Genomic DNA, 26,985 nt, shown 5'->3' with positions numbered 1-26,985 from the left:
GGAGCCGCTGTGAGCGATGGTCCCGGCACTTACAGCGATTCGGCCGGTCCGTCGGATCGGCGCCGGTTCCTCACGGAGGCGCTGGACCGCGTGAACGCGGGCGTGTACGCCGTCGACGAGGAAGAGCGCCTGGTCGCGGTCAACGCCACCGCTCTGCGCCTGCTGGCCCGTTCGGCGGACGAGGTGCTCGGGCGCGACGTCCGGTCGCTGCACCGCGACGCCCGGGGCCGAAAGACCGTCGAGGAGGCGGACGACGCCTTCCGCGGGAGGCCCTCCGGTCCTTTCTCCCGCGCGGGGGAGTCCTGGTTCGAGCGCGGCGACGGCACGCTCCTCCCCGTGTCGTGGTCCGCCCTCCCCTGTGAGCCCGACGGTTCGCGGATCGCGGAACTGGTCTTCTTCCAGGCCGTCGAACAGGACGGGGAGAGCCCCGGGCGAACCTCCTTCCCCCGCCGGACACTGTCGGAAACGGAGCGGCTGGCCCTGCTGGCCGACACCACCGCACACCTGATCAACAACGTCGACGTGGAGAAGTCCCTGCTCCGGGTGGTGGAGCTGATGCTTCCGCGACTCGCGGACTGGGCGGTCATCGACCTGATCACCGAAGGCGACGAGGTCTTCCGCTCCCTGGTGGTCCAGGCGGACCGGGGCGGGACCACGGTGCGCGAGGACCTACAGGGCCCGATGCCTCCGGTGCCCGAAACCTCCGGCATGCCCCTGTCCAAGGCCCTGCGAGGCGCCGCCTCCACCCTCGTCGACCGTGAGGTCTACGCCGGTCCGCCCGACACGGGTATCGCGGTGGAGCAGCGCAGGCTGTTCGAGGCGACGGGCATCAACACCGCGGCCATCGCTCCCGTCCGAGGGCCCCGGGAGGTACTCGGCGCCGTGACCCTGGGGCGTACGGGCTCGCGGCACCCCTTCGCCCGCGACGACCTCGCCCTTCTGGAGGACATCGCCCGGCGCATCGGCCTGGCCCTGGAGAACGCGCGCCACCACCAGCGCCAGCGCCAGGTCGCCGAGACCATGCAGCGCTACCTGCTGCCCCAGCTCCCCCGGCTGTCGGGCGTGGAGATGACCGCCCGGTACCTGCCCGCACCAGACGTCTCGCACGTCGGCGGTGACTGGTACGACGCCTTCCCCCTGCCCAGCGGCGACACGGCCCTGGTCATAGGTGACGTCGTCGGCCACGACCTGGACGCGGCGGCCGGGATGGCCCAGCTCCGCAACATGCTCCGGGCCTACACCTGGGCCCGGGAGCAGTCCCCCCGCCGCACGCTCGAACGCATGGACCAGGCCCTGGAGCACATCAGCGACGTCCACATGGCGACCCTCGTCCTGGCCCATCTGACGGTCGACGAGGCCGGACGGTGGGAACTGCTGTGGTCGAGCGCCGGGCACCCCCCGCCCCTGCTCGTCCACCACGACGGCATCACCCACTACCTCGAGGAGGGGAGCGGGGTCCTGCTCGGAACGGGGATGGCGCGGCCGCGCGCCGACGCGCGCATCGCCCTGCCGCCCGGTTCCACGCTCGTGTTCTACACGGACGGCCTGATCGAAGCCCGGGGGCAGTCACTGGACACGGGCCTCGGACGCATGCGCCAGCACGCGGCCTCCCTCGCGCACCGCTCCCTGAACTCCTTCGCCGACCAGCTGCTGGAGCGCGCACGGCCGAACGGCAACGACGACGACGCCGCCCTGCTCGCGATCCGCGTTCCGGCGGACCCGCCCGGCGGCTGAAGCGGAGGCCGCCGGGGAGAGGGGGCCGGAACCGGGGCCTCCGTCCCGCACGTGCGCGCACCCGCCCGGACCCGTCCGGAACGACCACGCCGCGGGGGCGTCCGACGACCCGGACGGCCCCGCTCCCCGGCGAACCCGGCGGGAACACCGTTCGCGAGACCATGTCCACCGGGCTCCCGCAAGGCCCCCAACCGTTCTTTCGGGCCTCTCTCATCCGTCCGCGCGAACACTCTATTTCTCTGCCTGAACCCCGGCTACCTGGCCGTACTCCGCCCATTTACCGTGTTTTCTGTGCACCGCCGGGTCAGCGATGTCCGTATCCGGCCAGGACCTTGACGGAGCACGGCGCCTACCATAATTTCAACTCAATCACCTGAGGGCTGAATTTGGAGGCCGAAGATTACCGCTCATCCCCCATCGGCGTCTCCCCTGGAAGCCTATGAAGCGCTTGCCAGTCAATACGACGCGACATCGAGAGCTCCTGACTACTACCGCTGGATGGGCCTTTTCAGCGATCTCCTGAAAGAATTCGGTGTCCCCGGGGAACGGTTGGTCGATCTCGGATGCGGTACCGGGAACAGTTCCGTCGAACTCCACAGGAACGGATACGGGGTCACCGGGGTCGACATCTCTCCCGCGATGGTTTCGGTGGCCGGGGGAAAGGAGGAGACGCGGGGAATCGATTTCCTCGTGGGAGGGCTTTCGGACCTCCCCCTGGCCTCCGCGCGGTTCGACGCCGCGGTCTCCGCGGGTGAGGCGTTCCACTACCTCGTCGAGGACGAGGAGTTGGACGCGGCCCTCGCCGAGGCCGCGCGGGTGTTGGTCCCCGCTGGTCTCCTGGTCGTGGAAGTGAACACCGAACTGTCCTTCCGCCTGCTCTCCCGGGCTCCCAACATCCGCCGTTCCGACGACGGGTTCGTCTCCTTCTCCCCGCTGGCGCCGGGCGGCTTCACCCCCGGCGGAACCATCGACCTGGAGGCGGACACCTTCGCGCGGGTGCGGGGTGGACTGTGGGAACGCTCCGTCACGCGGCACCGGCTGCGCCACCTGACACACGAGCGGATCCTCGAAGGCCTCACCTCCGCCGGCCTGGAGTTCGTCTGCGTCCGGGGCTTCTACGCGGGAGCCCTGGAGGAGGGCCTGGACGACGAGAAGCACCCCAAGGCTCTGTACGTCGCCAGGCGTGCAGATTCCGCGGACTGACTGCGGAAATCCCCCCGTCGGATCGTGCATCCGACAGCTAAGGAGAAGGTCATGATCAAGATCGAGCGCGTCGAAGAGTTCACCGTCATCATTCAGTTCAGCGCCAGCTAGCACGTGGCCGGAGGAGGTCGGCCCCTTGGCGGGGCCGGCCTCCTCGTCTTACAGGGAGCGGTACTGTGAAGTACAGGTCGGCCAAGCACCTCGAATGCTTCTGGGACGCGTCCGGTTTCTTCGTCAAGAACCCCCTGACTAAGGTCAGGATCAGCACCGAACCGATCACCGTAAGCGTTCTCCACAGTTTTTCCGAATTTCGGTCCGTGTCCGATGTCGCGCAGGACCTGGGGCTGGAGGAGGACGTCCTGGAAAACGCGGTTTCCTCCCTTGCCGCCCTCGGTTTCCTCGAATCCGGAGAACAGGGCGAGGCCGGAAGCGGGTCGGGGGGATTCGACGCCTGGGCGCCCTGGGGGAAGGAGGGGATCTCATTCCACTTCTCCACCAGGGACGTTCCTTTCACGAAGAGCACCGACGAGGTGAGGGAGGAACTCACGAAGGACCCTTCTCCCCCCGTGTTCAAGGAGTACAGGGATGCGGACAGGATCTTCCTCCCCCGTCACCAGAAGGACCCCGGGCACTCCTACCGCGAGGTCCTCTACCGCAGGAGGACCCACCGGGACTTCGTCGACGCGCCCGTCAGGCGCGAGGTCTTCTCGACCCTCATGGCGATGACCTTCGGAGCGAAGGACTTCATCGACGCCGAGCAGTTCGGCGCCCTCATGCTGCGCACCAGCCCCTCCGGCGGCGCCCGGCACGAACTGGAGGCGTACGCGGTCGTCACCGACGTTGCCGGGATCGCTCCGGGGACTTACCACTACAACGTCCGGGAGCACTCCCTGGAACTGCTCCGGGAGGGCGGGTTCCGGGACCGCCTGACCCGGGCGTGCGACTCGCAGTCAGGGGTGGGTGAGGCGCCCTTCTCCGTGGTCCTGACCTCGGTCGTCTCACGCCTGAGTTTCAAGTACCGCCACCCCCGTGCCTACCGGGTCATGCTGATGAACGCCGGGCACCTCGGCCAGACCTTCGCCCTGACGGCGACGGCGCTGGGGCTGGGCCCCTTCCAGACCGCCGCCTTCAACGACTCGGCAGTCGAGGAGCTGCTGGGCGTCGACGGGGTCCGGGAGACCGCACTGTACGTCCTCTCCGCCGGTGCCCCCGCCGTGGACGCCGCCGGGGAAGCGGTTCTCACCCACCCGCCGATGAGCGTGGAGGGATACCGCAGGGCCAGGTTCGAGTAGGCGCATGGGCACCGACTCCTCGCAGGCCGGGGACGCCCCGCCGGTCGTGGGACCGGGGGGAGCCTTCCACCGCTTCTGGGCCGGACACACGTCGGCCAACCTCGGCGACGGCGTCCTGCTGACCCTCTTCCCGCTCATGGCCGCCGCCCTGACCTCCGACCCCCTCGCGGTCTCGATGCTGACCGCGGCGGCCTACACGCCCTGGCTGCTGTTCGGCCTCCACGCCGGGGCGCTGATCGACCGGATCGACAAGCGCCGCGCCATGGTCGTCGGCAACGTCGTGCGCTGCGTGCTGCTCGGTGTGCTGGCGGCGTTCTCCTGGTTCGGCCCGGTCCCCGTCTGGGGACTGTGCCTCTTCGTCTTCGTCCTGGCGGTCTGCGAGGTCTTCCACGACGGCTCGGCCCGGGCGCTGCTGCCCGTGCTGGTGGCGCGCGGCCTCCTGGTCGCGGCCAACAGCCGCCTGCAGGGGACGCGTGTGCTGGCCTCGGACTTCCTCGGCGGCCCGCTCGCGGGACTGCTGTTCGCCCTCTCCGCGGGGACGGCGCTGCTGTTCAACGCGGGGGTGTACCTGGTGGGGTCGCTGTTCCTGCTCGCCGTCCCCGCCGCGCTGCGCTCCCCCGGCGGGGAGGGGCAGAGGAAGGGGGCGGAGGGCGGGCGGACGCCGGACACGGAGCGCCCCTCGCTGACCCGCGAGGCGCTGGAGGGGCTCCGGTTCGTCAGGAGCGACCGCGTCCAACGGGGGTTCGCCGCGGCCGCCGCCGTCTCCGGATTCGCCACCGGCGGAGTGTCGGCCATCCTCGTCCTCTACATCACCCGGACCCTCGGCGTCCCGGAGGCGCTGTTCGGTGTCTACACGATGCTGTCCCCGGTGGGGGCGCTGGCGGCCTCGTTCCTGTGCGCGCCGTTGGGGAGGTGGTGCGGCCACGGACCCCTGCTCATCACGGCCCACCTCCTCGGGGGCGGGGTCCTGCTGACCATGGGGCTCCTCCCCGGCGTCGTCGTGGGAGCCCTCGCGCTGGGCGTGTTCGGCCTGGCGGCGACGACGATCGCGGTAAGCGCGGGCTCCATCCTCCAGGCGGTGACGCCGGAGCCGATCCTGGGACGCGCGTCCATGGCCCGCATGATCCTGGCCCAGTCCTCCGTTCTCATGGGGGTCCTCACCGGAGGCCTCCTGGGAGGGCTCGGACTCCCGGCGCCCTTCGTCGTGGGAGGAGTCCTGCTGCTGGCCGCGCCCCTGCTGTTCGGCCGCGTGTTCCGTGAGGGAGCGGAGCGCGCCCGGGTGTGAGCGGGCCCCGGCTCGCGCCAGGGGTTCCTCCGCGCTCCGCACGCCCCTCGGCGAGCGGTGGGGGGCGGGCCCCGCTGGAGGGGTCCGTCGCCAGATATAGGTAGACTGGTCTACCTAATACGACACCGGAGGTGCACCATGGCGAACGTCGAGGAGGCCCGGCCGCGTGCGGGCTCGGCCCGGGAGAGGCTGCTCGGCGCGGCGGCGCGGCTGTTCTACGCCCACGGCATGACCGCCACCGGCATCGACGCGGTCACCGCCGAGGCCGGTGTGGCCAAGATGAGCCTGTACAACAACTTCTCCTCCAAGGAGGAGCTGACGCTGGCCTACCTCCAGGAGCGGCACCGGGAGTGGCTCGACCTGTACCGGCGCCGCCTGGAGGGGGCCGACACCCCCCGGGAGGGGGTCCTGGCGGTGTTCGACGCCTACGTCGACCACGCCTCGGCCGCCTACGAGCACGGGTTCCGCGGCTGCGGTCTGCTCAACGCCGCGGCCGAACTCCCCGCGGGCGCGCCGGGCAGGGCGCGGGTGCGCGAGCACAAGGAGCAGGTCGAGGCGCTCGTGGCCGGGCACCTGGAGCGGATCACCGACCCCGACACGGCGGCGCGCACCGCCCGGCACTGCTCGTTCCTGCTGGAGGGCTCCATGGCCCGGGCCGGACTGGAGGGGGCGCCGGACCGCCTCCTGGAGGCGCGCGCGATCGCCGCGGCCCTGGTGGACGCGCTGTGAACCGCCACCGGTCGCTGGGCATCGCGGCCATCACGGTCACCTCCGTCCTCTGGGGCACCACCGGCACCGCCGCCACCTTCGCCCCGCAGGCCGGGCCCCTGGCCATCGGCTCGGCCGCCCTGGGGATCGGGGGCCTGCTCCAGGCGTTGATCGCCCTCCCCGCGCTGGCGGCGGCCCGTTCCCGGCTGCGGGACAACCTGCCCCTGGTGGCGGTGGGAGCCCTGGCCGTGGGCCTCTACCCCCTGGCGTTCTACGGCTCGATGCACCTGGCGGGTGTAGCGGTGGGCACCGTGGTGTCCCTGGCTTCGGCACCGCTGGCCTCCGGCCTGCTGGAGCTGGTGGTCCAGCGCACACCGCTGAGCCGGTGGTGGATGCTGGCCGCGGCGGCGGGCATCGTCGGCGGCGTGCTGCTGTGCGTGTCGAACACGGCCGCGCCCGCCGCCTCGCCGGGCGGGACGGCGGCCGGTGTCGCGCTCGGGCTGGTGGCGGGCCTGACCTACGCCGCCTTCTCCTGGGCGGCGCACACCCTCATGGGGCGCGGCATCGACCGGGCGGCGTCCATGGGGGCGGTCTTCGGCTGCGGCGGCCTGCTGCTCATGCCGGTGCTCGCGCTCACCGGCGCCCCCCTGGCGGCCTCCGGGCAGGCCTTCGCGGTGGCCGCCTACATGGCGCTGGTGCCCATGTTCCTGGGCTACCTCTTCTTCGGCTTCGGCCTGACCCGGGTCCCGGCGAGCACGGCCACCACGGTCACGTTGAGCGAACCCGCGGTCGCGGCGCTCCTGGCGGTCCTGGTCGTCGGGGAGACGCTGACCGGCGCGGGGTGGTTCGGCCTGGGGCTCATCGCCCTGGTCCCGGTCGTGCTCGCCGTCGCCCCGGCCCCCGGCCCGGCGGCGCGGCCCGTCGAACCGGCCCGTGCGGCGGGGACGACGGTGACCGGGGACCGCGAACCGGCGTGAGCGCCGGGTCGCGGGGCCTCACGGCGCCAGGGAGGCGATACCGCCGGTCTCCAGGGCTACCCAGACCGTTCCGTCCGCGGTGACCGCGACGCCGTGGGGTTCGCGGGAGGGCGCGGGCAGGTCGAACAGGTCGATGCCGCCCTCCGCGGTGATGTGCCCGACACGGTTCGCGCCCCACTCGGTGAACCAGCAGCCCCCTTCGGGGTCCGCGGTGATGGCGTGGGGGCGTGAGTCGCGCCGGGGGAGGGGGAACTCCCGGATGCGTCCGTCCGTGGTGAGGCGGCCGATCTGACCCGCGCCGATCTCCACGAACCACAGGGCGCCGTCCGGACCCGCGGTGATACCCACGGGCCCCGCCTGGCTGGTCGGGAGGGGATGAAGGGTCACGTCCCCGCCGACGGTGACGCGGCCGACGGCGTCGGCCTGGTTGAGGGTGAAGTACAGGGCTCCGTCGGGCCCGGAGGCGATGAACGACGGGAACCCTCCCCTCGTCGGCAGGGGGAACTCGGTGACCTCCCCGTCTGTGGTGATACGGCCGATGCGGTCGGCGTTCATCTCGGTGAACCACAGCGCCCCGTCGGGCCCGGCCGTGATGCCGAAGGGCCGGGCACCAGGGGTCGGCAGCGCGAAGGAGTCGGCCTTCCCGTCCGCGGTGACGCGGCCGATCCTGTCGTCCTCGGCACGGGTGAACCAGATCGCGCGGTCGGGGCCCGTGGTGATGAGCGAGGGCGCGCACGCGGTGGAGTCCAGCGGGTACACGGTCGCTGAGCCGTCCGGTGCCATACGGGCGATCCGGCCGAGGTGGACGAGCGTGATCCACAGCGAACCGTCGGTCCCGGCGGTGATGCCGTACGGGCCGGAGCCCTGCGCGGCCACGGGGTACTCGCGTACGGAACGCTGCTGGAGGCGGTCTGTCACAGGCGTTCTCCGGTTATGCGGTGGGTCGGGCGCGCACGACGTCCCAGATGACGCGGGCGAGTTCCTCCGGGCGGGCCATGGGCACGTTGTGGTGCGCGCGCATCTCCACGAGTGCGCGTTCCGGGCGTGCGGCGACGACGGCCCGTACCTCGTCGCGGCGCGCGGCGTACAAGCCCCGGTCGGGAAGGACGACCGTGAGCGGGCAGGTGAGGTGCTCGTAGACGTCCACGCTGGGGTAGACGGCCGCGTCCGGCGCGGGGGCGCTGATCACCGCGATCTGCTCGGCGGTCGGACGCCGCAGCCACGCGTGCTGGTCTTCGCTGAAGGAGCGCTCCAGCACGCCGCGCACCAGGCCGGGGCGGCAGTCCCTGTTGAGTTCGTCCCCGGGGGCCTCCCGCACACCGCGCTCGATGTACTCGCGCGCCTGTTCGGGGGTGGCGGACCACCCGTAGCCGAACCGGGCGCGCACCCGCTCCATCGCCTCGGGCGTGGTCCAGCGCTCCTGGTTGGCCACGGCCTCCTCCCGGGTGTCCAGGACGAGCCCGTCGACGACGCACACCGCGGCGGGGCGGACCAGCCCGCTGGCGGCCACGGCGGTGACGGCGTAACCGCCCAGCGAGTGCCCGACCAGGACGGGGTCCTCCCAGCCGAGGGCCCGGACCGCACCGGCGAGGTCGCGCCAGTACTGCTCCGCGTCCTGGGAGTCGGCCCTGGTCCGGCCGTGTCCGCGCAGGTCGACGGCGACGACCCGGCAGCGGTCGGTCAGACGGGCCGCCACGTCCGTCCAGGCGGCCGCGTTGTGCCCGCTGCCGTGAACGAGGAGGACCGGGGCGCCCGCGCCGCCGAAGTCCAGCGCGGCCAGGACCTCATGGCCCAGGTCGAGTGCGGTCTCTCGGGTCTGCACCGGAACATTCTGGGCCCGGTCCGTCCCGGCCGCAACCGTATTTCCCGTGTCGCGGCGCGGACCGCTGGGGGCTGCCTCCGGAGTCGGCGGACTCGGCGACCGTCATGAGCAACGGCTTCGAGCAACCCGTGCGAGTCGGCTCCGAGAGCCCGTTCCTCCTCTCCCGCGCCCGAGCGGCTGCCGGGGACGCAGGCGCGGCCACACGCTCCCGGGGGGCGCCCCCACAGGCGCCGCTCAGGCCAGGCCCAGCTGCTCGACCACACGGGCCACCCGCTCCCGCTCGGCGGCGGGCAGTCCCAGGATCGGGCGGGGCAGGCAGCGCGGGGCCACCAGCCCCAGGTGTTCGGCGATCGCGGCGACCACGCGCAGGCTGCCGTGGGAGGCGAACATCTCCCACAGCGGGCGCAGCCGTTCCGACTCCGCCTCCGCCCCCTCGGCGTCACCGCTCAGGGCGGCGCGCACCAGGGGCAGGGCGGTGGCGGGCAGGGTTCCGCCCACCACGGAGAACCAGGCCCGGCAGCCCGCGTTGAGCCCCGTCGCGGCCACGCCGTCACCGGAGCCCCCGACGGTCACGTGGTCGGGCACGGCCGCGCGGACCGCCGCCACACGCTCGCGGGCGGCCGCCGGGTCCGCGGGCACCGGCGGGATCTTGACCGCGGCCACGGCGGGCAGCGCGGCGACGCGCGCGTACAGTTCGGTCGAGAAGGTGAAGCGCGTCGTGCCCGGGTTGTCGTAGACCACCAGGGGCACCGACAGTTCGGCGGCGACGGTCGCGTAGAGCGCGAACACGTCCTCCTCGGTGAGCGGCTGATAGCTCACCGGGGCCAACAGCACGGCGGACGCACCGGCCTGCTGGGCGTCCTGGGCCAGGGCCCGCACGTGGGAGGTGCGCAGCGCGCCGATACCGACGACCACCGGTGTGCCGTCCGCGTGCTGTACCGCCGTCCGGGCCGCGCGGCGGCGCTCCTCGCGGTCCAGGTAGGCGTAGGAGCCGGTCGAGCCCAGCGCGCCGATGGAGTCCACGCCCGCCTCCGACAGGCGGGTGATCAGCCCCGCGTAGGCCCGCTCGTCGAAGCGGTCGTCGTTCAACGGGGTCAGCGGAAAGGCGCTCAGGCCGGTGAACATGCTTTCTCCCTCATGTGTGCGGGACGGGTGTGGCGGCCGGGCACCCCGACCCCGCCCCCTGCTGTTCGCGGGGCCCGGCGCCGGCGAACACCTCCGCGCGGTCGTGCTACCGGGACCGCTGGTGCGCCTTCCACTCCCGGTGGAGTCCACGCCGGCGCTCGTACTCCCTCTTCGCGCGGTGCTGCGGGTCGGTCTCGGGGGTCAGGGACGCCGGGCCCATGACGTGCAGGAGCGCGTAGTTGATACGGAACCCCGTCCTGTACAGCAACGAGAACGAGTCCTTTCCACGCGGCTTGTCCACGGCCGTCCACCTCACTGTTCCCAGGATCGCGGACGCGCGCCGCGACAGTGCGAGAGAGCGGGGGAGTCCATCGCCGCGGAAGCGGCGGCCTTCCCCGCCCAGCAGCGTATCCGCCCGGTTCTCACCGCCCCGGTCGGCCCGCCCTGTACGGGCACGGCCCGCGAACGGCTTCGCGGCTTCCGGCGCCCGAACCGCCGTCCGGGCCGTGCGGTGGCGGTCGTCCCGCTCTCCCCGCCCGTGGGGCGGGCCCCTCAACCGGGGCGGCGGACATCGGTCGAGGTCAACCTCTGTTGACCGGTGGTGGCGGCCGTCATACCGTTGGAGCGCGCGGTCGGCCGAACCGGCGGCGGCCCCCTTCTGTGAAAGGCACCCACATGGCCACCATCCTGGTCACCGGCGCGTCGGACGGACTCGGCCGGGCCTTGGCCGAGGACCTCGCGGGGGCGGGGCACCGGCTCCTGCTCCACGGTCGCGACACCGGACGGCTCGCACAGGTCGCCGCGGACACCGGCGGCGAGGTCTACCGGGCCGACCTCTCCTCCCTCTCCGGGGCCAAGCGGCTCGCCGCCGAGGTCGCCGCCCGCCACGACCGGCTCGACGTGCTCGTCAACAACGCCGCGGTGGGCTTCCGGATCGATGGCGCCGAGCGCACGACCTCGGCTGACGGCCACGAGTTGCGCTTGGCGGTCAACTACCTGGCGCCGGTGCTGCTCACGAGGGAGTTGTTGCCGCTGCTGCGCCGGTCCGCTCCCTCACGGGTGGTCAACATCGCCTCCCGGGGACAGCAGGAGTTGGACCTGCAGGATCCGCAGTTCGAACGCGGCTTCGCCGAACCCGCCGCCTACCGCCGGTCCAAGCTGGCCCTCATCAGCCACACCCTGGACCTGGCCGGGGAACTGGTCGGCAGCGGGGTCACGGTCAACTCCCTGCACCCGGGGACCTACATGGAGACCTCCCTGACCAGGGCCGCGGGCGTGGAGTTCCACGACCCCCTGGAGAAGGGGGTGGCCGCCACCCGCCGTCTGGTGGACGCGCCCGAGCTGGAGCGGGTCAGCGGACGCCACTTCGACGACGGCGTGGAGACACCGCCCTCCGTCCCTGCCGCCCTCGACCCCGGGTACCGTCGTCGTCTCGCCGAACTGACGAACGAACTGCTGGAGAAGTCCGGCGTCTGACCGGCGGGGCGGGGCCGGCCCCCGACGTCGGCTGAACGGCGGAGGCCGGGGCGGTGGAGGCCGGGGCGGTGGAGTCAGCGTGCCTCAGGCTCGGTCCCGGCCTCCGCCACCTCGACGTGGTTCTCCCTTGTCGCTACCGCCCCTTCAGGGGCGGTCTCCGAGGTCTCACCAGCGGCCGGGTCGTAGCCGTCGGCCCACTCCCCGGTCTCGAAGTCGAAACCGACCGGTTCGCCCTCCTCGTTGGTGCGCTGGTACCACTCCGTGTAGCTCTCGTCGGTGGAGTCGATACCCGCCCCGGCACCGTTGCCGGGCCGTGATTCCACGACCTTCAGGGAGAAGTCGTCGCCGTAGCGGTCCACTCCCTCGGTCACGGCGTTGTCCATCGCCGTGTCGATGTAGTGCATGCGCAGGGTGAGGGGGTCGGTGCGCAGCTCCCTGAACCACGCGACCACGGCGAGGACCAGCACGAGCGCGAAGGGCACCGCTGTCACGATCACCAGCTGCTGCAGGCCCGTCAACGCCGTCGCGTCGCCCAGAAGCAGCATCACGATCGCGATCCCCGACATGACCAGGCCCCAGAAGACGACCACCCACAGGCGCGGGTTCTGGTCCCCCTGCGTCGTGAGCATGCCCATCACCACCGACGCCGAGTCGGCGGCGGTGATGAAGAAGATCGCGAGCACCACGATCACGACCAACGGCAGCCACTCGACGTACGGCAGGTTGTCGATGAGGGCGAAGAGCACCTCGGGCGCCGGCATGCCCTCGGTGAGACCGGGGGCGCCCTCCCGGTACATCCAGATGGAGGTGCCGCCCATCACCCCGTAGGCGACGAAGAGCAGCGAGGACGGGATGATGATCGTGCCGAGGGTGAACTGGCGGATGGTGCGGCCGCGGGAGATGCGCGCGAGGAAGATGCCCACGAAGGGCGACCAGGAGATCCACCACGCCCAGTAGTAGACGGTCCACAGCGACTGGAACTCCTGCGTCTCGGGACCCCACGAGAGCGACCGGCCCATCATGTCGAACAGGGAGCCGAAGTACTCCATGACCGCCGAGGGGAGCAGGTTCAGCAGGAACAGCGTGGGCCCGAGGAAGAGGAAGACCGCGACGATGCCGATCGTGAGCACGATGTTCACGTTCGACAGGAGCCGGATGCCCCTCGCGACGCCCGAGACGGCCGAGACGACGAAGCCGACGGTCAGGACCGCGATGATGACGACCAGGGTGTTGTTGGTGAGGTCCCCGGCGCCCGACACGATGCTGACGCCCGAGCCGATCTGCATCGCCGCGATACCGAGGGCGGCGGCGGTGCCGAAGAGCGTGGCGATGATCGCGAAGATGTCGACGAGCTTTCCGGCGAAACCCTCGGTGAGCCGTCGGCCGAACAGGGCGCGGAAGATCGAGGACATGAGCAGGGGACGGCCGCGGCGGTACGCGGCGTAGGCGACGGCCCCGCCGACCAGGGCGTAGATGGCCCACGCGTGGAAGCCCCAGTGGTAGTACATCTGGGCCAGGGCCGTGTGCAGGGCCTCGACCGACTCCGGCTCGTCGGTCAGCGGAGGCGGTGAGATGAAGTAGCCGAGCGGTTCCGAGGGCCCCCAGAACAGGACCGCCACACCCAGCCCGGCGGCGAACAGCATCGCCGTCCAGGAGAACGTGCTGAACTCGGGCCGCTCGCCGTCCTTGCCCAGCGGGATCCTCCCGTAGGGCGAGAACGCTATGCCCACGGTGGCGACGAGCACGACGATGGCCACGACGTTGAACATCCAGCCGAGGTTGTCGGTCGACCAGTAGAACGCCGTCTCGGCGACCCCGGCGACACTCCCCGGCGACCAGATGCCCCAGACGACGAAGGCGACCGTCAGCGAGCCGGCGATCGCGAAGACGAGCCAGTCGACCCGGTAGCTGCGGCGCTGGTCGTCGATCGAGATGCCCGGAACGAGGACCGGGTGCGTGTCGTGGGGATACGTGGGGTGCTGGTAGTCCAGGCTTCCGAGCGCGGTGTGGCCCGTCCGGCCCCGCGAACCCGAGGACCGGCCTCTGCCTTCGTCGTCCTTGTCCTCCTTTCCGTGCTGGCTCGTTTGCTCTTTGTCTTTGTTCGGTTTTTCGGGCATGGAGAACACAGCCTCACGAATAGTGGAGCGGGGGTGCGAATCGCGCCTGGGGCGCGAACGCACGCAGGAAAGGTTGATGAAAGGGGCGGGAGAACCGGCGGCCGTGCTGCCTGGTCCCGGCGAAACTAGCAGCCGCTGCCGCTGGGTGCACCACCGCGCGGTCCGTGTGTCTCTGCGCGTCCGCACTGGTGTCGGGGAGCTCCGGTCACCGTTTGCCGCGATGTCGGACCGATGTCCCTAAGGGTTCCTGGGCGCGGCTCACCTTCCCGCCGGCCGATCACCGCGTCCGCTCACCGGTCGTTCCCGGAGCCCACCGTGTCGGTGGGGTCAGCGGGGTGGCGGGGCCGCCCGGCGCGGTTCGGGCCGTAGGTCCTGTTGTGAGCCCGCGCCCTGGTCGGCCTCGCGCCAACGATGCGAATTTCGACATAAGCGATGACAATAACTGTGCCGTGGGCCGTTGTCAACTGGAAGGGCGGCAATTCGTTTTGGCGGTTGGATTTCACGACTGCAGTCGAGGCCTGTTTCCCCTTGATTGCTCGTGTATTTCCTTGCCTTTTTCGCGGACGCGGCCACACCCCCTCCGGATTCAGCTCCCGAGATCAGGCCGGGAACCGGAACACCTCCAGCCGCTCCCAGCGGGCCGTTGTCCGGCGCGCCCTCGATTCGACATGACGAAGATCGTTGTTCCACATGAGTGCGATCGGCTCTTGGAAGCGGGGTCCTCGCCTTTTCCGGGCGGTGTTCGATCCGGCTGCTCCACACGGCCGTTCGCGTCTCCTGGCGCGCCGTATACGTCTGCGCGGGCGTGTTGTGATCCAACGCGGAGTCCAGGTGCCAGGTCGTCGGTCTGGCCCCGGGCCGCGTTACAGGCGATCTGGGCGCGTGCGGTGAGACGGCGCTGACGTCACACCCGGAACGAGACATCGTGCTGGGCGATGCCACCGTGGAGAGCGCAGGCGGTGGGCGGACGCAGGTGGGGTGTGTGCTCTACGGCGGCCCGGACTGGTTGGGCGGGCGTGAGCAGTCCTTGATCCAAGGCTCCCCGGACGTGGCGGGGGACTCCGAGGCCGGGAGGAGACGTGCGCGCAGGTGACGTTTGCCGAGTTCGGTCGGGGACTGTCCCGGTAGGTGTCCATCGCCGGTGCGCGGTGGGCCTTGGTGCCGAACGGGGACCGGCCCACCGCGCTGGTCGTGGTGGGCCGGGGTACGCGAACACGTCCCCGCCCAGGGGCGCCGAGGTCACGGGACGGCGAAGTGCTCCGACAGGTGGGCGCCCACCTGTACTGGACCCTGCGCTGGTGATCACACGGGGAGCATGTCAGGCCCCGGTCCGGGCGCGGTGCCTCACCTGTTCGACTCGTACACACCGCCTGAGCTGGGGTTTTGTGGCATACCCGGCAGGATTCGAACCTGCGACCATCGGATCGGAAGACTCGCCCCGACTACCAGGCCGGGCGACGCGGTCAGCGTGGCTGGTCGAGCGGGAAGGAGAACTCCTCCCCGACGACCCGGACCGTGGTGTCCCACAGCAGCGCGGCGGACTTCGGATCGCGGGCGGCCCGTGAAGGCTTGCCTACCTTGGGGTAACCCCGGACGCTGGCCACCCCGTCGGGGCCGACATACGCATTGCCGTCAATCTTCTGAGTCGCGGCGTACAAAGTAGGAAGAGCGCCGTGCTCGGCGTCGTTCAGCAAGGGCTGCGCCAGACCGTTGAGCCAACCTGACACACCACCGACGTGGCTGACCAGATTGGTCCTGGCGATCCCGGGATGCGCGACGACCGACCGCACGGGGCTGTCCACAGCCTCGAGCCTGCGCTGCAACTCGTAGGAGAACAGCAGGAGGTCGAGCTTGGAATCGCAGTAGGCGTTCCAGGGGTTGTACTTGCGCTTTCGCCAGTTGAGGTCGTCGGGCCGCATAGTCCCCATCCGGTGCAACTGCGAAGCGACGCTGACGACACGGTCGGTGATGCGCGGAAGCATCGCGTTCGTAAGCGCGAACGGACCGAAGTAGTTCGTGGCCATCTGGCTCTCAAGGCCCTCGTGAGTGTTCGCGTACGGGACCATCATGATGCCAGCGTTGTTGATCAGGACATCGACGGAACCAGACCAGGAGTCGACGAACGCACGGATGGACGCCAAGCTCGCGACATCGAGCCGCTGCACGTCGATCTGTCCGCGGGTACGGCCGAAGGTGCCAGCCACTTGCGCTCCCTTGGCCGGGTCACGAACGGCCATCACGACATCGGCCCCGGCACGGGCGAGCTCGCGGGTCGTGACCAAACCGATTCCGCCAGTCGCGCCGGTGACTACGACGGTCTTGCCGGTCAGGTCGGGAAGGTGCGCTGCTGTCCACTTCATCGTCATGTCTTCCTCTGCTTTCAGATGCTGGGAGATGGCAGGCCGTCCGGGTCCGAACGCAGGATGCGGCCGAAACACAGGGCTCTGGAGTCCGAACCGCCTCGCGCCCGGCATGCGAGGTCCGGACTGAACACGACCGGTTCCGGCCGCCTCAGGGGATGACGACGCGGCTGCCTGTGCTGCTCACACTGAAGAACCTAGGGACGCGGCCGGGGTGTATCCAGGGCACGCGGATCAGGGACCTGGCAGGGCCTGGATGAAGGCGAGGCGGCAAAGGAGGATGGTTCTCATGGACAGAAGAGGGCTGGCCGGGTTTCTGCGGTCGCGACGTGAGAGCTTGCAGCCAGAGGACGTGGGCGTGGTTGCCGGTGCGCGCAGGCGTGTGCGGGGGCTGCGACGAGAAGAGGTCGCACACCTCGCGGCGATGTCAGTCGACTACTACGGTCGGCTGGAGCGCGGGAGCGGCACTCAGCCGAGTACGTCGATGCTGGACGTGCTGGTGCGCGTGTTCCGTCTGAGTCTGGACGAACGGGACCACCTGTATCGGCTGGCAGGTCACAACGCCCCGGATCGCGTCTCAGGGACATCCCACGTCTCTCCCGCCCTGCAACGGGTCCTGGACAACCTCTCCGAAACTCCCGCCTTCGTTGTCTCCGACATCGCCGAGCCCCTGGCGCAGAACTTGCTCGCCGCGGCACTATTCGGAGACTGGAACCAGTACACGGGCAACGACCGCAGCGGTATCTACCGCTGGTTCATGCGACCCGACAGCGAGAGAGCCGTGTACCCGCCCGAGGACCGTGAGCGCCAGGGCCGCTCGCTCGTGGCGTCCTTGCGCATCGCTGTCAGCCGCCGGGGAACGAGGTCCGTAGCCGCCAGGCTCGCCCTTGAACTCGAGCGAAACAGCCCCGAGTTCGCGGAGCTGTGGGCAGACTATGACGTGGCCAACCGGTTCGAGGACCACAAGGCCCTCGTTCACCCCGAGGTCGGAACGATCCACTTCGACTGCCAGGCGCTCTTCAACGAGGACCAGTCGCAGACACTCGTCGTTCTATCGGTCCCCCCGCGCAGCGCCCAAGCGGAGAAACTGCAACTGCTGTCGGTGCTCGGCTCCGCGCGGTTCACGACTCCGGACACGCACGACCGTGGCGGCTGAGGGGGCCTGCGATTTCCGGGCGGGGCTTACTGAGTTTTTCGTTGGTTGCGTGGGGTTGGAGGTTGGATCTCCAGCCCGGTGTGAGCCAGGAAGGACCAGGGGAGTCGGTCATCTTCGCAGACACGGTTGATGCCTTGCTCCGCCGCGTCGGCGACATCGGCCAGGTGGTCACCGGCCACGTTGGCCAGCTCCCGGGTCTTGACGGGCGACCACAGCATCTCCACGGGATTGAGCTCGGGAGCGTAGGCGGGCAGCCGCTCCAGCGTCAGCCAATCCCGACCCTCCACCCAGGCGCGCATGGCCCGGCTCCAGTGCGCGGAAAGCCCGTCCCAGACCAGCACGACCTGAACGTGTGTGGTGTTTGGGGCGGACGTGGCCGGTGGGCTATGTTCGCTCCAGTCCGGAACCGCGGAGCACGAACGGAGCGCACACCGGCCCCAGGCGGCATCCGATGGCACCTCGCGAGGTCCCGGTGTGCTGTGGCGGGTTCTCGCGCGAGTCCGTTGAGCGGCCCTTCGGTCGCGTCTGTCCTGCGTGTGTGTCTCAGTCCTTGGCGAACATCCCGTGAGTGAGCAGCCGCTGGTTGGCCGTGCTGCGTTCGGCGACCACCTCGGGGTCGAAGACCGGTGTGTCCATGTCCGGTCGCATCACCGGTTCCAGGAGCATGGGGCCCAAGACGAGGAAGAGCACCTGGTAGGGGGCCCATCGCTCGTCCGTGCCGCCCATCGTCGAGAGCCGTACCCGTACCCCCTCCAGTAGACGGGCGAAGAGGCGGGCGCTCAGGTCGCTGCCTTCTGCCAAGGCGCGGCGCAGGTATTCACGCCGGATCGCGTCCGTTCCGAACAGCCTAGCGCTGGCCTCACCGAAAGCAGCGAGGCTCTCCTGCGCGCCTTCCCTTTCCCCGATGTCGGCGAGGACCGTGTCGAAGGCGTCCAGGACGTCCTCGTCCACGGCCTCGCGAAGTTTCTCCTTGGAACCGAAGTGGTGCCGGACCAAGGCGTGAGAGACCCCGGCGTCGGCCGCGATGGCGCGGAGCGAGGTGCTAGAGAAGCCGTGTTCGGCGAACAGTCGCAGGGCGGACATCCGGATGCGGTCCCGGCCGGTGAGATCGGCACTGTGCGTCTTCGGTCCGGGTTCGACAAGTCTGTTGGTCACATAGCGAGGAGACGCCGTGGTTCCTCAGGTCCGACCTGATACATGTACACGGCCTCAGCGTCGGCGGGACGCCAGCACGGCTGCGGGGCGTAGTACGGTGCCCGCGGGCGGTTAACGAGCAGTCCGGCTCAGAGCTCGTTTCGAATAGCCCTGCGAGACGGTTCTCGTTTTGACATGATCACGTTCTGTGAGTGATGTGTCGCCCGATGGGCTCTGGGAGGCCGTCCAACCACTGCTGCCTCCCGCTCCGAAGACCGGTCGGCCCATCGTGGACCAAAGAGCAGTGCTGACCACGGTGCTGTTCGTCCAGACCTCTGGGTGTTCTCGGGAGAAGGCCGACGGCTTGTTCGGCGTCACCCGCGCTACCGCACATCGCTGGTTTCAGACATGGACCGAGATGGGCCTACGGCCCACGATCCACCGCACCGTCCTGGACGAGCTGGGCGGACGCGCCCTGCTGGACTGGTACCGCGTCACCGTCGACTCCCCGTCGATCCGCGCCAAACGAGGGGGAGAAGACGGGGCCGAACCCGGCTGATCGCGGCAAGGGCGGCTCCAAACCACCCGTCGGTCTACGCAACACGCCAGTTCTGCAGAACCTGCTTGCCGGCTTGTGTTTCGGGGTGTTCAGGGCCGAGCACGCGTGTCCGATCGTTGACCAAGGCGGTGAGGAGTTCGATGGCCTGGTCGGTAGCACCGGAAGCGTAAGTCCAGTGGGCGAGGTTGGCCCGGGTCCTGAGGGTGCGGGGGTGGTCGGGGCCCAGGATTCGCAGGTGGTCGGTGAGCAGGTGTTCGTAGGCGGTGGCGGCGCCTGTGGCGTCTCCAGCTTCGCCGCGCCAGCCAGCGAGGTTGTTGCGGGCGGTGAGGGTGTGGGGGTGGTCGGGTCCCAGGGCGCGCAGCATCTCGGTGAACACGTGTTCGTAGAGGGTGGCGGCGCCTGCCGCATCTCCGGTTTTGCCGCGCCAGGTAGCGAGGTTGGCCCGGGTCCTGAGGGTGTGGGGGTGGTCGGGGCCCAGGATTCGCAGGTGGTCGGTGAGCAGGTGTTCGTAGGCGGTGGCGGCGCCTGTGGCGTCTCCAGCTTCGCCGCGCCAGCCAGCGAGGTTGTTGCGGGTGGTGAGGGTGTGGGGGTGGTCGGGGCCCAGGATTCGCAGGTGGTCGGTGAGCAGGTGTTCGTAGAGGGTGGCGGCGCCTGTGGCGTCTCCAGCTTCGCCGCGCCAGGTAGCGAGGTTGTTGCGGGTGGTGAGGGTGTGGGGGTGGTCGGGGCCCAGGATTCGCAGGTGGTCGGTGAGCAGGTGTTCGTAGGCGGTGGCGGCGCCTATCGCATCTCCGGTTTTGCCACGCCAGTGGGCAAGGTTGCCTCGGGTGGTGAGGGTGTCGAGGTGGTCGGCCCCCAGGTGTTTCTCAGCCGCTTCAGCCATGTGCCCCCATTGGGCCAGGGCCTCACCCGCATGGCCTGCCTCGCCTAGGCTGGTGGCTGCGCGGTACAACACCGGATGCCTTGCGGGATCCCATAGCCAGTCCTCTCCGGCTTGTCCCCGCGTTGCGCTGTGAGAGCGCAGAACGGCGGTGTTGGCGCGCAGCAGCTGAGCCAGGACGGTGTCGCGTTCGATCTCGGGCCACACATGGACGAGAGCGTCCGCCATGGTGTGCACGCTGGTTCGAGTGGGGCGAGTGGCGGCGTGTTCGCGGGTGGCGCGTTGAACCAGTTGGTGGGCCCCTACCAACACCGGTCCGGGTGCATTCTGCTGTGTGGTGCGGCTGGTCAGGTTCAACCGGGCCAGGGCGGCCAGGGCGGCCCGGGCTTGATGAGAGGTGAGAACGGGCGGAGCGGTAACACCGCCCGTCGTTTCGGTGCGGTGATCAGCCAAGTACCGCAGGACGGGCGGGGCTGTGAGCACCTGTTCGGGGACACCGGCTCCGTCCAGCAGAGCGATCAGTCCCATCATCGGTCTGGCTACTCCTTGCGGAGTGAAGGTATCGGCCTGAGACAGGGACAGGTCCCAGGTGGCCGCCAACGGCACGGGAGAATCCCAGTCGGGGAACACCTGGTCCAGAGTGTTCATCCGGTCGTGGAACGCCTGGAGGTAGTCCTCACAGCCCATGCCGAGTTCAGCCACGTAGGTGACCGCCTGGCCCAACGCGAGGGGTAGGTACCCGAGGTCGCGGGCGAGGGCGTCGGCCTCGGCAGTGGTGTGGGCGGTCCCGGCCTCGTCCAAGGCGTGGGTGAGAAAGGTCCGGGCTTCGTCGGGGGTGTAGACGTCTACTTTGAGCAGGTGGCGGCCCTGGGTGGTCAGGGAGTGGTCTCGCCTACGGGTGGTGACTAGGGTCCGGCCGTGGGGTTGATCGTGCGGGGGCCACAGGTCCCGGGTGTATGCGGGGTCGGTCAGGTCGTCCCACACCACCAGCCACCGTCGATTCTGGTGTTCTCCGGGGTCGTGGAGCCAGACGAGGAAGAGCTCGGCGGCGTCTTCGGAGTCATCGGGCACGGTCGCGTACAGGTGCCGGGCTGCTTGGGCGTAGGCGTAGGTGATCTGCTCCCGGCTGGTGGCATTGGCCCACACCAGTACGTCCACCCGACTGTCTGGGTCGGTGGTGTGGGCCAGAGCACGGGCGTACTGGGCAGCCATCTGGGTCTTGCCGACCCCGCCTGTGCCTGAGAGCACTTGGTGCGGGACGGCGGTGCCGAGTCTGTTCAGCGCGGTGTCGAGGTGGCCAGCGGCGGCGCGGTGCCGGTAGTGGGGAGCCGGTTCGGGGATGACTCCGACACGGACGGGCCAGGCCACTTCGTGAGCTGTTCGGTTGACTACCCGGATATCCCGGCCTTGAATGACGCTGCCACCGTAGATGTTCCCGTTCACGGTGTTCACGACGCCGCCGGGTTCTCCTTCTGCCTTACTCATGTTCATCACTCATGTTCATCGATTGTGGCGTGGCAACACCGACGGAGTAAGGAGTTTCGGCTGAATCGACCGTATCCGGCCAGTGCGGCGACGGGGTACGCCCGGGATCCAGAAGGCCCACGCCGACGGGGCGGGAGCGGTTGCGGGGGGCGCTGGTGGGTGGACGCGGAGCCGTGTCGGGCGGGCCACTAGGTTCCCGGAACGGCAAAGTGTTCCCGGAACGGCAAAGTGCTCCGCGAGGTGGGCGCCCACCTGTACTGGACCTCGCACTGGGGAGCACCCGGGGAGCACTTCAGGCCCCGAACCAGACCCGGCGCCTCGCCTGTTCGACTCGCGTACCCCGTATGAACTGGGGTTTTGTGGCGCACCCGGCAGGATTCGAACCTTCGGCCATCGCATTAGAAGTTCGCTGGTTACGCGACGCCACGTGTCGCTTCGTGCCGTTCCGTCCGACACCATCCGATCCGCTGCGCCGTCCGGTGCCATGTCATGCCGAGTGGCGCCGCCCCGGTCCAGAACCGTGGAGCACGAACGGAGCACACACCGGCCCCGACGGCGTCCGAGGGCACCTCGCGAGGCCTTCGCCGGCCGCTCGCTCGCGGGGACCACGTCGAGTGCCGTCCCGACGTAGCCCTTGCGCCCGAGCCCCTGCGTCTTCGCTCCGGTCACGGCTGTGCGCGGCGAAGTGTCTCCGTGGTATCGCACAGTTGGTGAACATGGTGACCCAACCCGTGCTCCACCGCGTGCGCGACTACTACTGGGGCTGCATCCTGTGCGAGGACTTCGAAGGCTACGACGGCGACTACGACCACCTCGCCGGTGAAGGCCCCTTCTTCGCCGCGGACGACCAGGTCACCGTTCCGGTGGTCGACAGCCGCATGGTGGACCCCCAGGACGCCGCCGTCGAACTGAACGTGTACGTCCATGCTGCTCCCGTGCCCTCGTACGACCACGCGTCCGTGATCGTCCTACGCTCGGGGGTTCTTTCGCTCGGCGACGCCGACCGTTTCGACGAGGTGTACCTTCAGCCCGGGCGTTGGCTACTGCAGATCGATCTGGACCCGCGCCGACCGGATGAAGCCCGATGGGTGACTGTCCACCTTTCTCCTGCGGATGCCCGTTAGACGCCTGCCTCGACTCGGGCTCCAGTGAGAGCGGGATCGCCTTCCGACCCTCGTGTGAACTTGGGAAGCCGCTGAAGGCGATGCTGAGTCCGGTCGGCACCGTGTCACCGGATGCGGCGGAGCGGACGGCATGGCTGTCCCGCCGGCGGGGTTCGAGGACGACTTCCATGGGCAGCAGGCCGGGTCGACAGAAGACGAAGCGTTGGTTCCTCGCCTCCAATGAATCCGGAGCGAGACACCTGGAATCTCCCAGCCCCGGTCACCGGGGCTGGGTGACATGGGCTCCGCAGGTGGCCGCAAGCGGGGCGGAACGGTTCTTCGGGCCGATAGCGCCCGTCAGGGCCGCCGGGCCGACGGTGCGCTGGTGGATTGTGCGTCCTGCTCCTGTCCGGTTGCGGCGGACCAGTCGGCGAGCAGTTTCAGGCCGTCCTCGGCGGCGGTGTCGGGGGGTGCGCTGTAGACGACCACGCTCAGGCCGCTTTCGTCCGGCAGGCTCATGGTCTCCTGATCGAGTTCCAGGTCGCCGACGAGCGGGTGGTTGAGGCGCTTGGTGCTGTCGCGGAAGACATGGACGTCGTGGGATCCCCACATCACGCGGAAGGTGTCGCTGCGAGTGGACAGTTCACCGATCAGGTTCGACAGTTCCCGGTCGTAGGGGTTCTTCCCCGCCTCGACGCGTAGCGCGCCCACGGCGAAGCGGGCCATGCGGGCCCAGGCGGTGTAGAACCGCCGGGCCGCCGGGTTGAGGAACGCGAACCGGGCGACGTTCGCCCCGCAGGTCGCATCGGCGTACATCTCCGAGTAGAGGGACCGGCCCAGCGGGTTGGCGGCCAGCGCATCGAGCCGGTTGTTCATCACGAACGCCGCCATGCCCGGCATGCCCTCGACGACGCGCGCCACGCTCGGCCGCACCGCCGACCGCACCTGGCGCTGCCGTGCCCGCGCCCCGGGTGCCGGTCCAGCGGCGCGGGCGAGGTCGTACAGGTACATGCGCTCGGTGTCGTCCAGCCGCAGGGCCTGGGCGAGGGCGTCCAGCACGCCGTCGGAGACCCCCCGCAGGTTGCCGCGCTCCAGGCGCGTGTAGTACTCGACGCTCACCCCTGCGAGCGTGGCGACCTCGCCCCTTCGCAGTCCGGGCACCCGCCGCTGACCGTACACGGGCAGTCCCGCCTGCCCGGGGGTGATCTTCCCGCGTCGGGAGCGGAGGAAGGCGCTGACTGCGTCCCGGTTGTCCATGAGACCAGGGTAGGCAGGCCGCGCGAACGCTGGGGGTCCCCGCCAGTACCCCTCACAGCAAAGACTCCCCCGTCACGGTCGTCTGCCGTTGCATGGTGCGTGCCCCGTTCCCACGGGGCTGACCGGTACGAGGACGTATCCGCCTTGGCCGACCGACCTTTCCCGTACCGAAGCGAAGAAGAAGGGCACGCAAGATGAGCGACCAGAGCGAGACGGTGACCCGGACCCCCGCGGATGTCGTGCGAGGGCTGTATGACGCGCTGGGCAGGGGCGATGTGCCGGGTGTCCTGGCCAAGCTCGACCCCGAGGTCATCGTCGACGAGCCGACCCAGCTGCCCTATGGCGGTGTGCACCAGGGCCGCGAGGTGTTCGTGCAGTCGATCCTGGGCGCGATGACGGGTTACGCGAACATCGCCATCACCGATGCCGCAGTGTTCGAGGGCCCGGCCGGCGTCATCGGAACGCTCACCGGAACGCTCACCGCCCACACCACCGGTGAGCAGTTCCCGCTGACCATGGTCGAGATCCACCAGGTCGAGGACGGCGCGGTGCGCGAGATCGACGTCTACACCAAGAATCCCCACGAGCTCGCCGCGTTCTACGCACGGGCCGAGTCGGGCACCCGCTGACGACAGCATCCCTTCACGAGTCCGGCCGAGTCGCCCCACGGCAGCGCAGGCGGCTCGCCCGACTCGTGCCCGCACTCAGGCGCGGCCCGTCGCGTCGACGACCCTCGTCGGCATCAGCGACACCGCGACCAGCCACTCGGACCGCGCGTGACTTCAAACCCGACTCGACACCGTGGCCGCGCGCACCACGCAGCGAAGGAAACACCATGACAGCCACCTGGTTCATCACCGGCACCTCCTCAGGCTTCGGGCGACTGCTCACCGAACGCCTCCTGGCCCGTGGCGACCGCGTCGCCGCCACGCTCCGTCGGCCCGAGGCCCTCAACGACCTCCGCGCCGAGCACGGCGACCGGCTCTGGACCGCCCAGCTCGATGTCACCGACACCGAGCAAGTGCGTCGCGTCGTCAGCGAGGCGTTCAAGACCCTCCGCACGATTGACGTCGTCGTCAACAACGCCGGTCACGGCGTCCTCGCCTCCGTCGAGGAGGCGTCCGACGAGCAGATCCGACGCGTCATCGGCACCAACCTGCTCGGCTCGATCCAGGTCATCCGCGCCGCCCTCCCGCACCTGCGCGCCCAGGGCCGAGGCCGCGTCCTGCAGGTGTCCACCGCGGGCGGTCAGACCACCTACCCCGGTCTCGGCTACTATCACGCCTCCAAGTGGGGCATCGAGGGGTTCTGCCAGACCGTCGCCCACGAGATCGCGCCGTTCGGCCTGGCCCTGACCATCATCGAGCCGGGCGCGACCCCCACCGGCTTCGGCGGCTCGCTCGACATCGCACCGCCCCTGCCCGAGTACGAGAACACCCCCGCGGCCGATACCCGGCAGGCGTTCCTCGGCGGCCACTTCCCGGTGCCCAACAGCGCGGAGAAGCTCACGGACGCGATGATCGGCCTCGTCGACTCCGGCGCGACCCCGCTCCGCCTCCCGCTCGGTCCCGACGCCTACGAAGACGTCCACGCTGCCCTCACCGATCGGCTCGCCGAACACGAGGCACATCGCGACGTCGCCCACTCGGTGGCGGCCACAACCTCCCGGTGACCGAGACCCGCGTCAGTCGCCGCCGACGAGTGACTAGATTGAAGAAGAGGCTCCCGACGGAGAGAACGCGAAATTGGCCGGGGAATACGCGGACCGATTCGATGATGGAAGCAGTAAGAGCCCATCTCAAAAGCCGTCAGCATGCTCGGCCAGGTGCTTGTAGCAGGTGAGGACGCAGGCGATACCGGCCATGGCCAGGAAGGCGGAGGCCTTGCGCTCCCAGCGCACGTTCACTGCGGTGCGGGGTTACGGCCGCCCCGCCGTGACGGGGAACGCCGACAGCCCGCGTACGGTCAGCATGTCGCTCCGGGTGGGCATCGCGGTCGGCCGCAGCCCCGGCATCCGCTCGGCCAGGGCGCGCAGTGCGATCTCTCCCTCCAGCCTGGCCAGCGGGGCGCCCAGGCAGTAATGGATGCCGCTGGAGAACGCGAGGTGGTTCGAGGCATCAGCGCGGGTGATGTCCAGGCGGTCCGGGTCCGCGAACTTCGCCGGATCCCGGTTCGCCGACCCCACCAGCACGAGGAGGTGGTCACCTCGTTTCACGGGGACTCCGGAGACCTCGGTGTCGGTGTTCGCCCAACGCGAGACCATGGGGATGGGGCTGTCGAAACGCAGGATCTCCTCCACCGCGCTCGAGGCCAGGTTCGGATCGGCGACGAGGGACTCCCACTGGTCGCGGTGGCGCAGCAGCGCCTGGACACCGTTGCCGAGGAGGTTCACCGTGGTCTCGAAACCCGCGATCATCAGCAGGCGGAACACCGCGGCCAGCTCCTGCGGTGTGAGTCCGCCCTCGTCCATCTGCGCGATCATGGACGAGACCACGTCGTTGCGCGGTGAGGTCCGGCGCAGTCGCACCAACCGCTCGCAGATGTCGTCCAGTTCCGCGGACGCCTCCTGGATCTTCCGGGTCTCCGAGTCCGACCGCATGCCGTCCAGTGCCTTGCCGACGATCGCGCCGATGCGCTCGAAGTGCGAGGCGTCCTCCTCAGGGACCCCCAACAGTGCGCTGATCACCCTGATCGGCAGGGGATAGGCGAAGTCCCTCATGAGGTCGAACCCGTCGGGCCGGGCCTCCGCCGCGTCCAAGAGCTCGTCGGTGAGCCGACGGATCAGCGACCGGTATCCGGCGATCGGCTTCGGGCTGAACGCGCCCTTGGTCGACATGCGCAGCCGTGTGTGGTCCGGCGGGTTCCTGTGCAGGAAAGACAGGTCGAGCACTTCCAGCCTGTCGCCCGCACCACTTCCCTCAGGGGGCACGACACCGAAAGAGCGGTCACGCAGTACCCGGGAGGCCGACTCGTGGGTGTGAACGGTGCGAAAGCCCAATCGGCTGGTGACCACGGGCCCCAAGGCGCGCAGACGACCGTAGGTGGGGAAGGGGTTGTCGCGCCACGGATAGAACAAGAGGCGGCACGGATGGTCACCAGCCTGGGCCATCGCCCACACGAAACCCCTCATTGCGAACGCGGAGGCCTGTTTGCGCACGTCGTCGATCATCAGTAAAGAAACCGCCCTTTCAGCGACGCACAAGATACTAGGATCAATAGGCGTATCAGAGGCCGGGGCAAGGCGGCATTTGGCCTCTGCCGGTCACTCGGGAACTTGTCGACTGGTCTATTCGTTCGTTCGTGTTCTCACGGTCC

General features: G+C 69.7%; 23 protein-coding genes. 12 read left to right on the top strand and 11 right to left on the bottom strand.

The window, feature by feature from the left end; translation table 11 throughout:
* Nucleotides 1-9: 9 nt before the first annotated feature.
* From KGD83_RS16660 to KGD83_RS16635, 6 genes are all read left to right on the top strand, one after another.
* Nucleotides 10-1,734, top strand: a complete 1,725-nt coding sequence (locus KGD83_RS16660; RefSeq protein ID WP_212640075.1) for a SpoIIE family protein phosphatase — start codon at nucleotides 10-12, stop codon at nucleotides 1,732-1,734.
* Between the two features lie 498 nt (nucleotides 1,735-2,232).
* Nucleotides 2,233-2,937 carry a class I SAM-dependent methyltransferase gene (locus KGD83_RS16655; protein WP_249351903.1) on the top strand — a complete coding sequence of 235 codons (705 nt, stop codon included), beginning with the start codon at nucleotides 2,233-2,235 and terminating at the stop codon, nucleotides 2,935-2,937.
* Between the two features lie 317 nt (nucleotides 2,938-3,254).
* Nucleotides 3,255-4,229 carry a SagB/ThcOx family dehydrogenase gene (locus KGD83_RS16650; protein ID WP_249351902.1) on the top strand — a complete coding sequence of 325 codons (975 nt, stop codon included), beginning with the start codon at nucleotides 3,255-3,257 and terminating at the stop codon, nucleotides 4,227-4,229.
* 4 nt (nucleotides 4,230-4,233) lie between these two features.
* Nucleotides 4,234-5,514, top strand: a complete 1,281-nt coding sequence (locus KGD83_RS16645) for an MFS transporter (RefSeq protein WP_212640073.1) — start codon at nucleotides 4,234-4,236, stop codon at nucleotides 5,512-5,514.
* 138 nt (nucleotides 5,515-5,652) lie between these two features.
* A complete protein-coding gene (locus tag KGD83_RS16640; protein ID WP_212640072.1) occupies nucleotides 5,653-6,243 on the top strand; it encodes a TetR/AcrR family transcriptional regulator in 591 nt (196 codons plus the stop codon).
* A complete protein-coding gene (locus KGD83_RS16635) occupies nucleotides 6,240-7,199 on the top strand; it encodes an EamA family transporter (protein ID WP_212640071.1) in 960 nt (319 codons plus the stop codon). The genes KGD83_RS16640 and KGD83_RS16635 overlap by 4 nt, the downstream gene beginning before the upstream one ends.
* A gap of 18 nt (nucleotides 7,200-7,217) precedes the next feature.
* Here the strand turns inward: KGD83_RS16635 and KGD83_RS16630 are convergent, their stop codons facing one another.
* From KGD83_RS16630 to KGD83_RS16615, 4 genes are all read right to left on the bottom strand, one after another.
* Nucleotides 7,218-8,117, bottom strand: coding sequence for a Vgb family protein (locus KGD83_RS16630; protein ID WP_212640070.1), 900 nt, complete (start codon nucleotides 8,115-8,117; stop codon nucleotides 7,218-7,220).
* Between the two features lie 13 nt (nucleotides 8,118-8,130).
* The gene (locus tag KGD83_RS16625; RefSeq protein WP_212640069.1) at nucleotides 8,131-9,021 is read right to left on the bottom strand and encodes an alpha/beta fold hydrolase; all 891 of its coding nucleotides are present in this window, start codon (nucleotides 9,019-9,021) and stop codon (nucleotides 8,131-8,133) included.
* Nucleotides 9,022-9,255: 234 nt separating this feature from the next.
* Complete coding sequence (locus KGD83_RS16620) at nucleotides 9,256-10,146, bottom strand: dihydrodipicolinate synthase family protein (RefSeq protein WP_212640068.1); 891 nt, start codon at nucleotides 10,144-10,146, stop codon at nucleotides 9,256-9,258.
* A 106-nt stretch (nucleotides 10,147-10,252) separates the two neighbouring features.
* Nucleotides 10,253-10,447 (bottom strand): hypothetical protein, encoded by a 195-nt coding sequence (locus tag KGD83_RS16615; RefSeq protein ID WP_047868584.1) that lies wholly within the window; start codon nucleotides 10,445-10,447, stop codon nucleotides 10,253-10,255.
* A 374-nt stretch (nucleotides 10,448-10,821) separates the two neighbouring features.
* Here KGD83_RS16615 and KGD83_RS16610 point away from each other — a divergent pair, with 374 nt between their 5' ends.
* Nucleotides 10,822-11,622 carry an SDR family NAD(P)-dependent oxidoreductase gene (locus KGD83_RS16610; protein WP_212640067.1) on the top strand — a complete coding sequence of 267 codons (801 nt, stop codon included), beginning with the start codon at nucleotides 10,822-10,824 and terminating at the stop codon, nucleotides 11,620-11,622.
* A 74-nt stretch (nucleotides 11,623-11,696) separates the two neighbouring features.
* Here KGD83_RS16610 and KGD83_RS16605 read toward each other — a convergent pair whose 3' ends face one another.
* Together KGD83_RS16605 and KGD83_RS16600 are read right to left on the bottom strand one after the other, a co-directional pair.
* Nucleotides 11,697-13,739, bottom strand: a complete 2,043-nt coding sequence (locus KGD83_RS16605) for a BCCT family transporter (RefSeq protein ID WP_212640066.1) — start codon at nucleotides 13,737-13,739, stop codon at nucleotides 11,697-11,699.
* A 1,463-nt stretch (nucleotides 13,740-15,202) separates the two neighbouring features.
* Entirely contained in the window at nucleotides 15,203-16,105 is a 903-nt protein-coding gene (locus KGD83_RS16600; protein ID WP_249351901.1) for an oxidoreductase, read from the bottom strand.
* 274 nt (nucleotides 16,106-16,379) lie between these two features.
* Between KGD83_RS16600 and KGD83_RS16595 the strand changes: the two genes are divergently transcribed.
* Nucleotides 16,380-17,255 carry a helix-turn-helix transcriptional regulator gene (locus tag KGD83_RS16595; protein ID WP_212640065.1) on the top strand — a complete coding sequence of 292 codons (876 nt, stop codon included), beginning with the start codon at nucleotides 16,380-16,382 and terminating at the stop codon, nucleotides 17,253-17,255.
* A gap of 26 nt (nucleotides 17,256-17,281) precedes the next feature.
* Here the strand turns inward: KGD83_RS16595 and KGD83_RS16590 are convergent, their stop codons facing one another.
* Together KGD83_RS16590 and KGD83_RS29035 are read right to left on the bottom strand one after the other, a co-directional pair.
* Entirely contained in the window at nucleotides 17,282-17,713 is a 432-nt protein-coding gene (locus KGD83_RS16590) for a transposase (protein WP_256448786.1), read from the bottom strand.
* A gap of 85 nt (nucleotides 17,714-17,798) precedes the next feature.
* A complete protein-coding gene (locus KGD83_RS29035; RefSeq protein WP_275956914.1) occupies nucleotides 17,799-18,410 on the bottom strand; it encodes a TetR/AcrR family transcriptional regulator in 612 nt (203 codons plus the stop codon).
* Between the two features lie 187 nt (nucleotides 18,411-18,597).
* Here KGD83_RS29035 and KGD83_RS28980 point away from each other — a divergent pair, with 187 nt between their 5' ends.
* Nucleotides 18,598-18,948 carry a transposase gene (locus tag KGD83_RS28980; RefSeq protein ID WP_338036911.1) on the top strand — a complete coding sequence of 117 codons (351 nt, stop codon included), beginning with the start codon at nucleotides 18,598-18,600 and terminating at the stop codon, nucleotides 18,946-18,948.
* 34 nt (nucleotides 18,949-18,982) lie between these two features.
* Here the strand turns inward: KGD83_RS28980 and KGD83_RS16575 are convergent, their stop codons facing one another.
* Nucleotides 18,983-21,316 carry a tetratricopeptide repeat protein gene (locus tag KGD83_RS16575; RefSeq protein ID WP_212640064.1) on the bottom strand — a complete coding sequence of 778 codons (2,334 nt, stop codon included), beginning with the start codon at nucleotides 21,314-21,316 and terminating at the stop codon, nucleotides 18,983-18,985.
* A 710-nt stretch (nucleotides 21,317-22,026) separates the two neighbouring features.
* Between KGD83_RS16575 and KGD83_RS16570 the strand changes: the two genes are divergently transcribed.
* The gene (locus KGD83_RS16570; RefSeq protein WP_249352460.1) at nucleotides 22,027-22,434 is read left to right on the top strand and encodes a hypothetical protein; all 408 of its coding nucleotides are present in this window, start codon (nucleotides 22,027-22,029) and stop codon (nucleotides 22,432-22,434) included.
* 336 nt (nucleotides 22,435-22,770) lie between these two features.
* On the opposite strand, the gene KGD83_RS16565 is transcribed toward KGD83_RS16570, so the two are convergent.
* Nucleotides 22,771-23,670 carry a helix-turn-helix transcriptional regulator gene (locus tag KGD83_RS16565; protein ID WP_212640062.1) on the bottom strand — a complete coding sequence of 300 codons (900 nt, stop codon included), beginning with the start codon at nucleotides 23,668-23,670 and terminating at the stop codon, nucleotides 22,771-22,773.
* Between the two features lie 194 nt (nucleotides 23,671-23,864).
* On the opposite strand from KGD83_RS16565, the gene KGD83_RS16560 reads away from it, so the two are divergent.
* Together KGD83_RS16560 and KGD83_RS16555 are read left to right on the top strand one after the other, a co-directional pair.
* Complete coding sequence (locus KGD83_RS16560) at nucleotides 23,865-24,299, top strand: nuclear transport factor 2 family protein (protein WP_212640061.1); 435 nt, start codon at nucleotides 23,865-23,867, stop codon at nucleotides 24,297-24,299.
* A 206-nt stretch (nucleotides 24,300-24,505) separates the two neighbouring features.
* Nucleotides 24,506-25,342, top strand: a complete 837-nt coding sequence (locus KGD83_RS16555; protein ID WP_212640060.1) for an SDR family oxidoreductase — start codon at nucleotides 24,506-24,508, stop codon at nucleotides 25,340-25,342.
* A gap of 246 nt (nucleotides 25,343-25,588) precedes the next feature.
* On the opposite strand, the gene KGD83_RS16550 is transcribed toward KGD83_RS16555, so the two are convergent.
* Nucleotides 25,589-26,506, bottom strand: a complete 918-nt coding sequence (locus KGD83_RS16550) for a cytochrome P450 (RefSeq protein ID WP_338036910.1) — start codon at nucleotides 26,504-26,506, stop codon at nucleotides 25,589-25,591.
* Nucleotides 26,507-26,985: the final 479 nt, after the last annotated feature.

The organism is Nocardiopsis akebiae, from assembly GCF_018316795.1.
In the GTDB taxonomy this organism is placed as follows: domain Bacteria; phylum Actinomycetota; class Actinomycetes; order Streptosporangiales; family Streptosporangiaceae; genus Nocardiopsis; species Nocardiopsis dassonvillei.
This window is presented reverse-complemented; position numbering and strand designations above follow the sequence as displayed.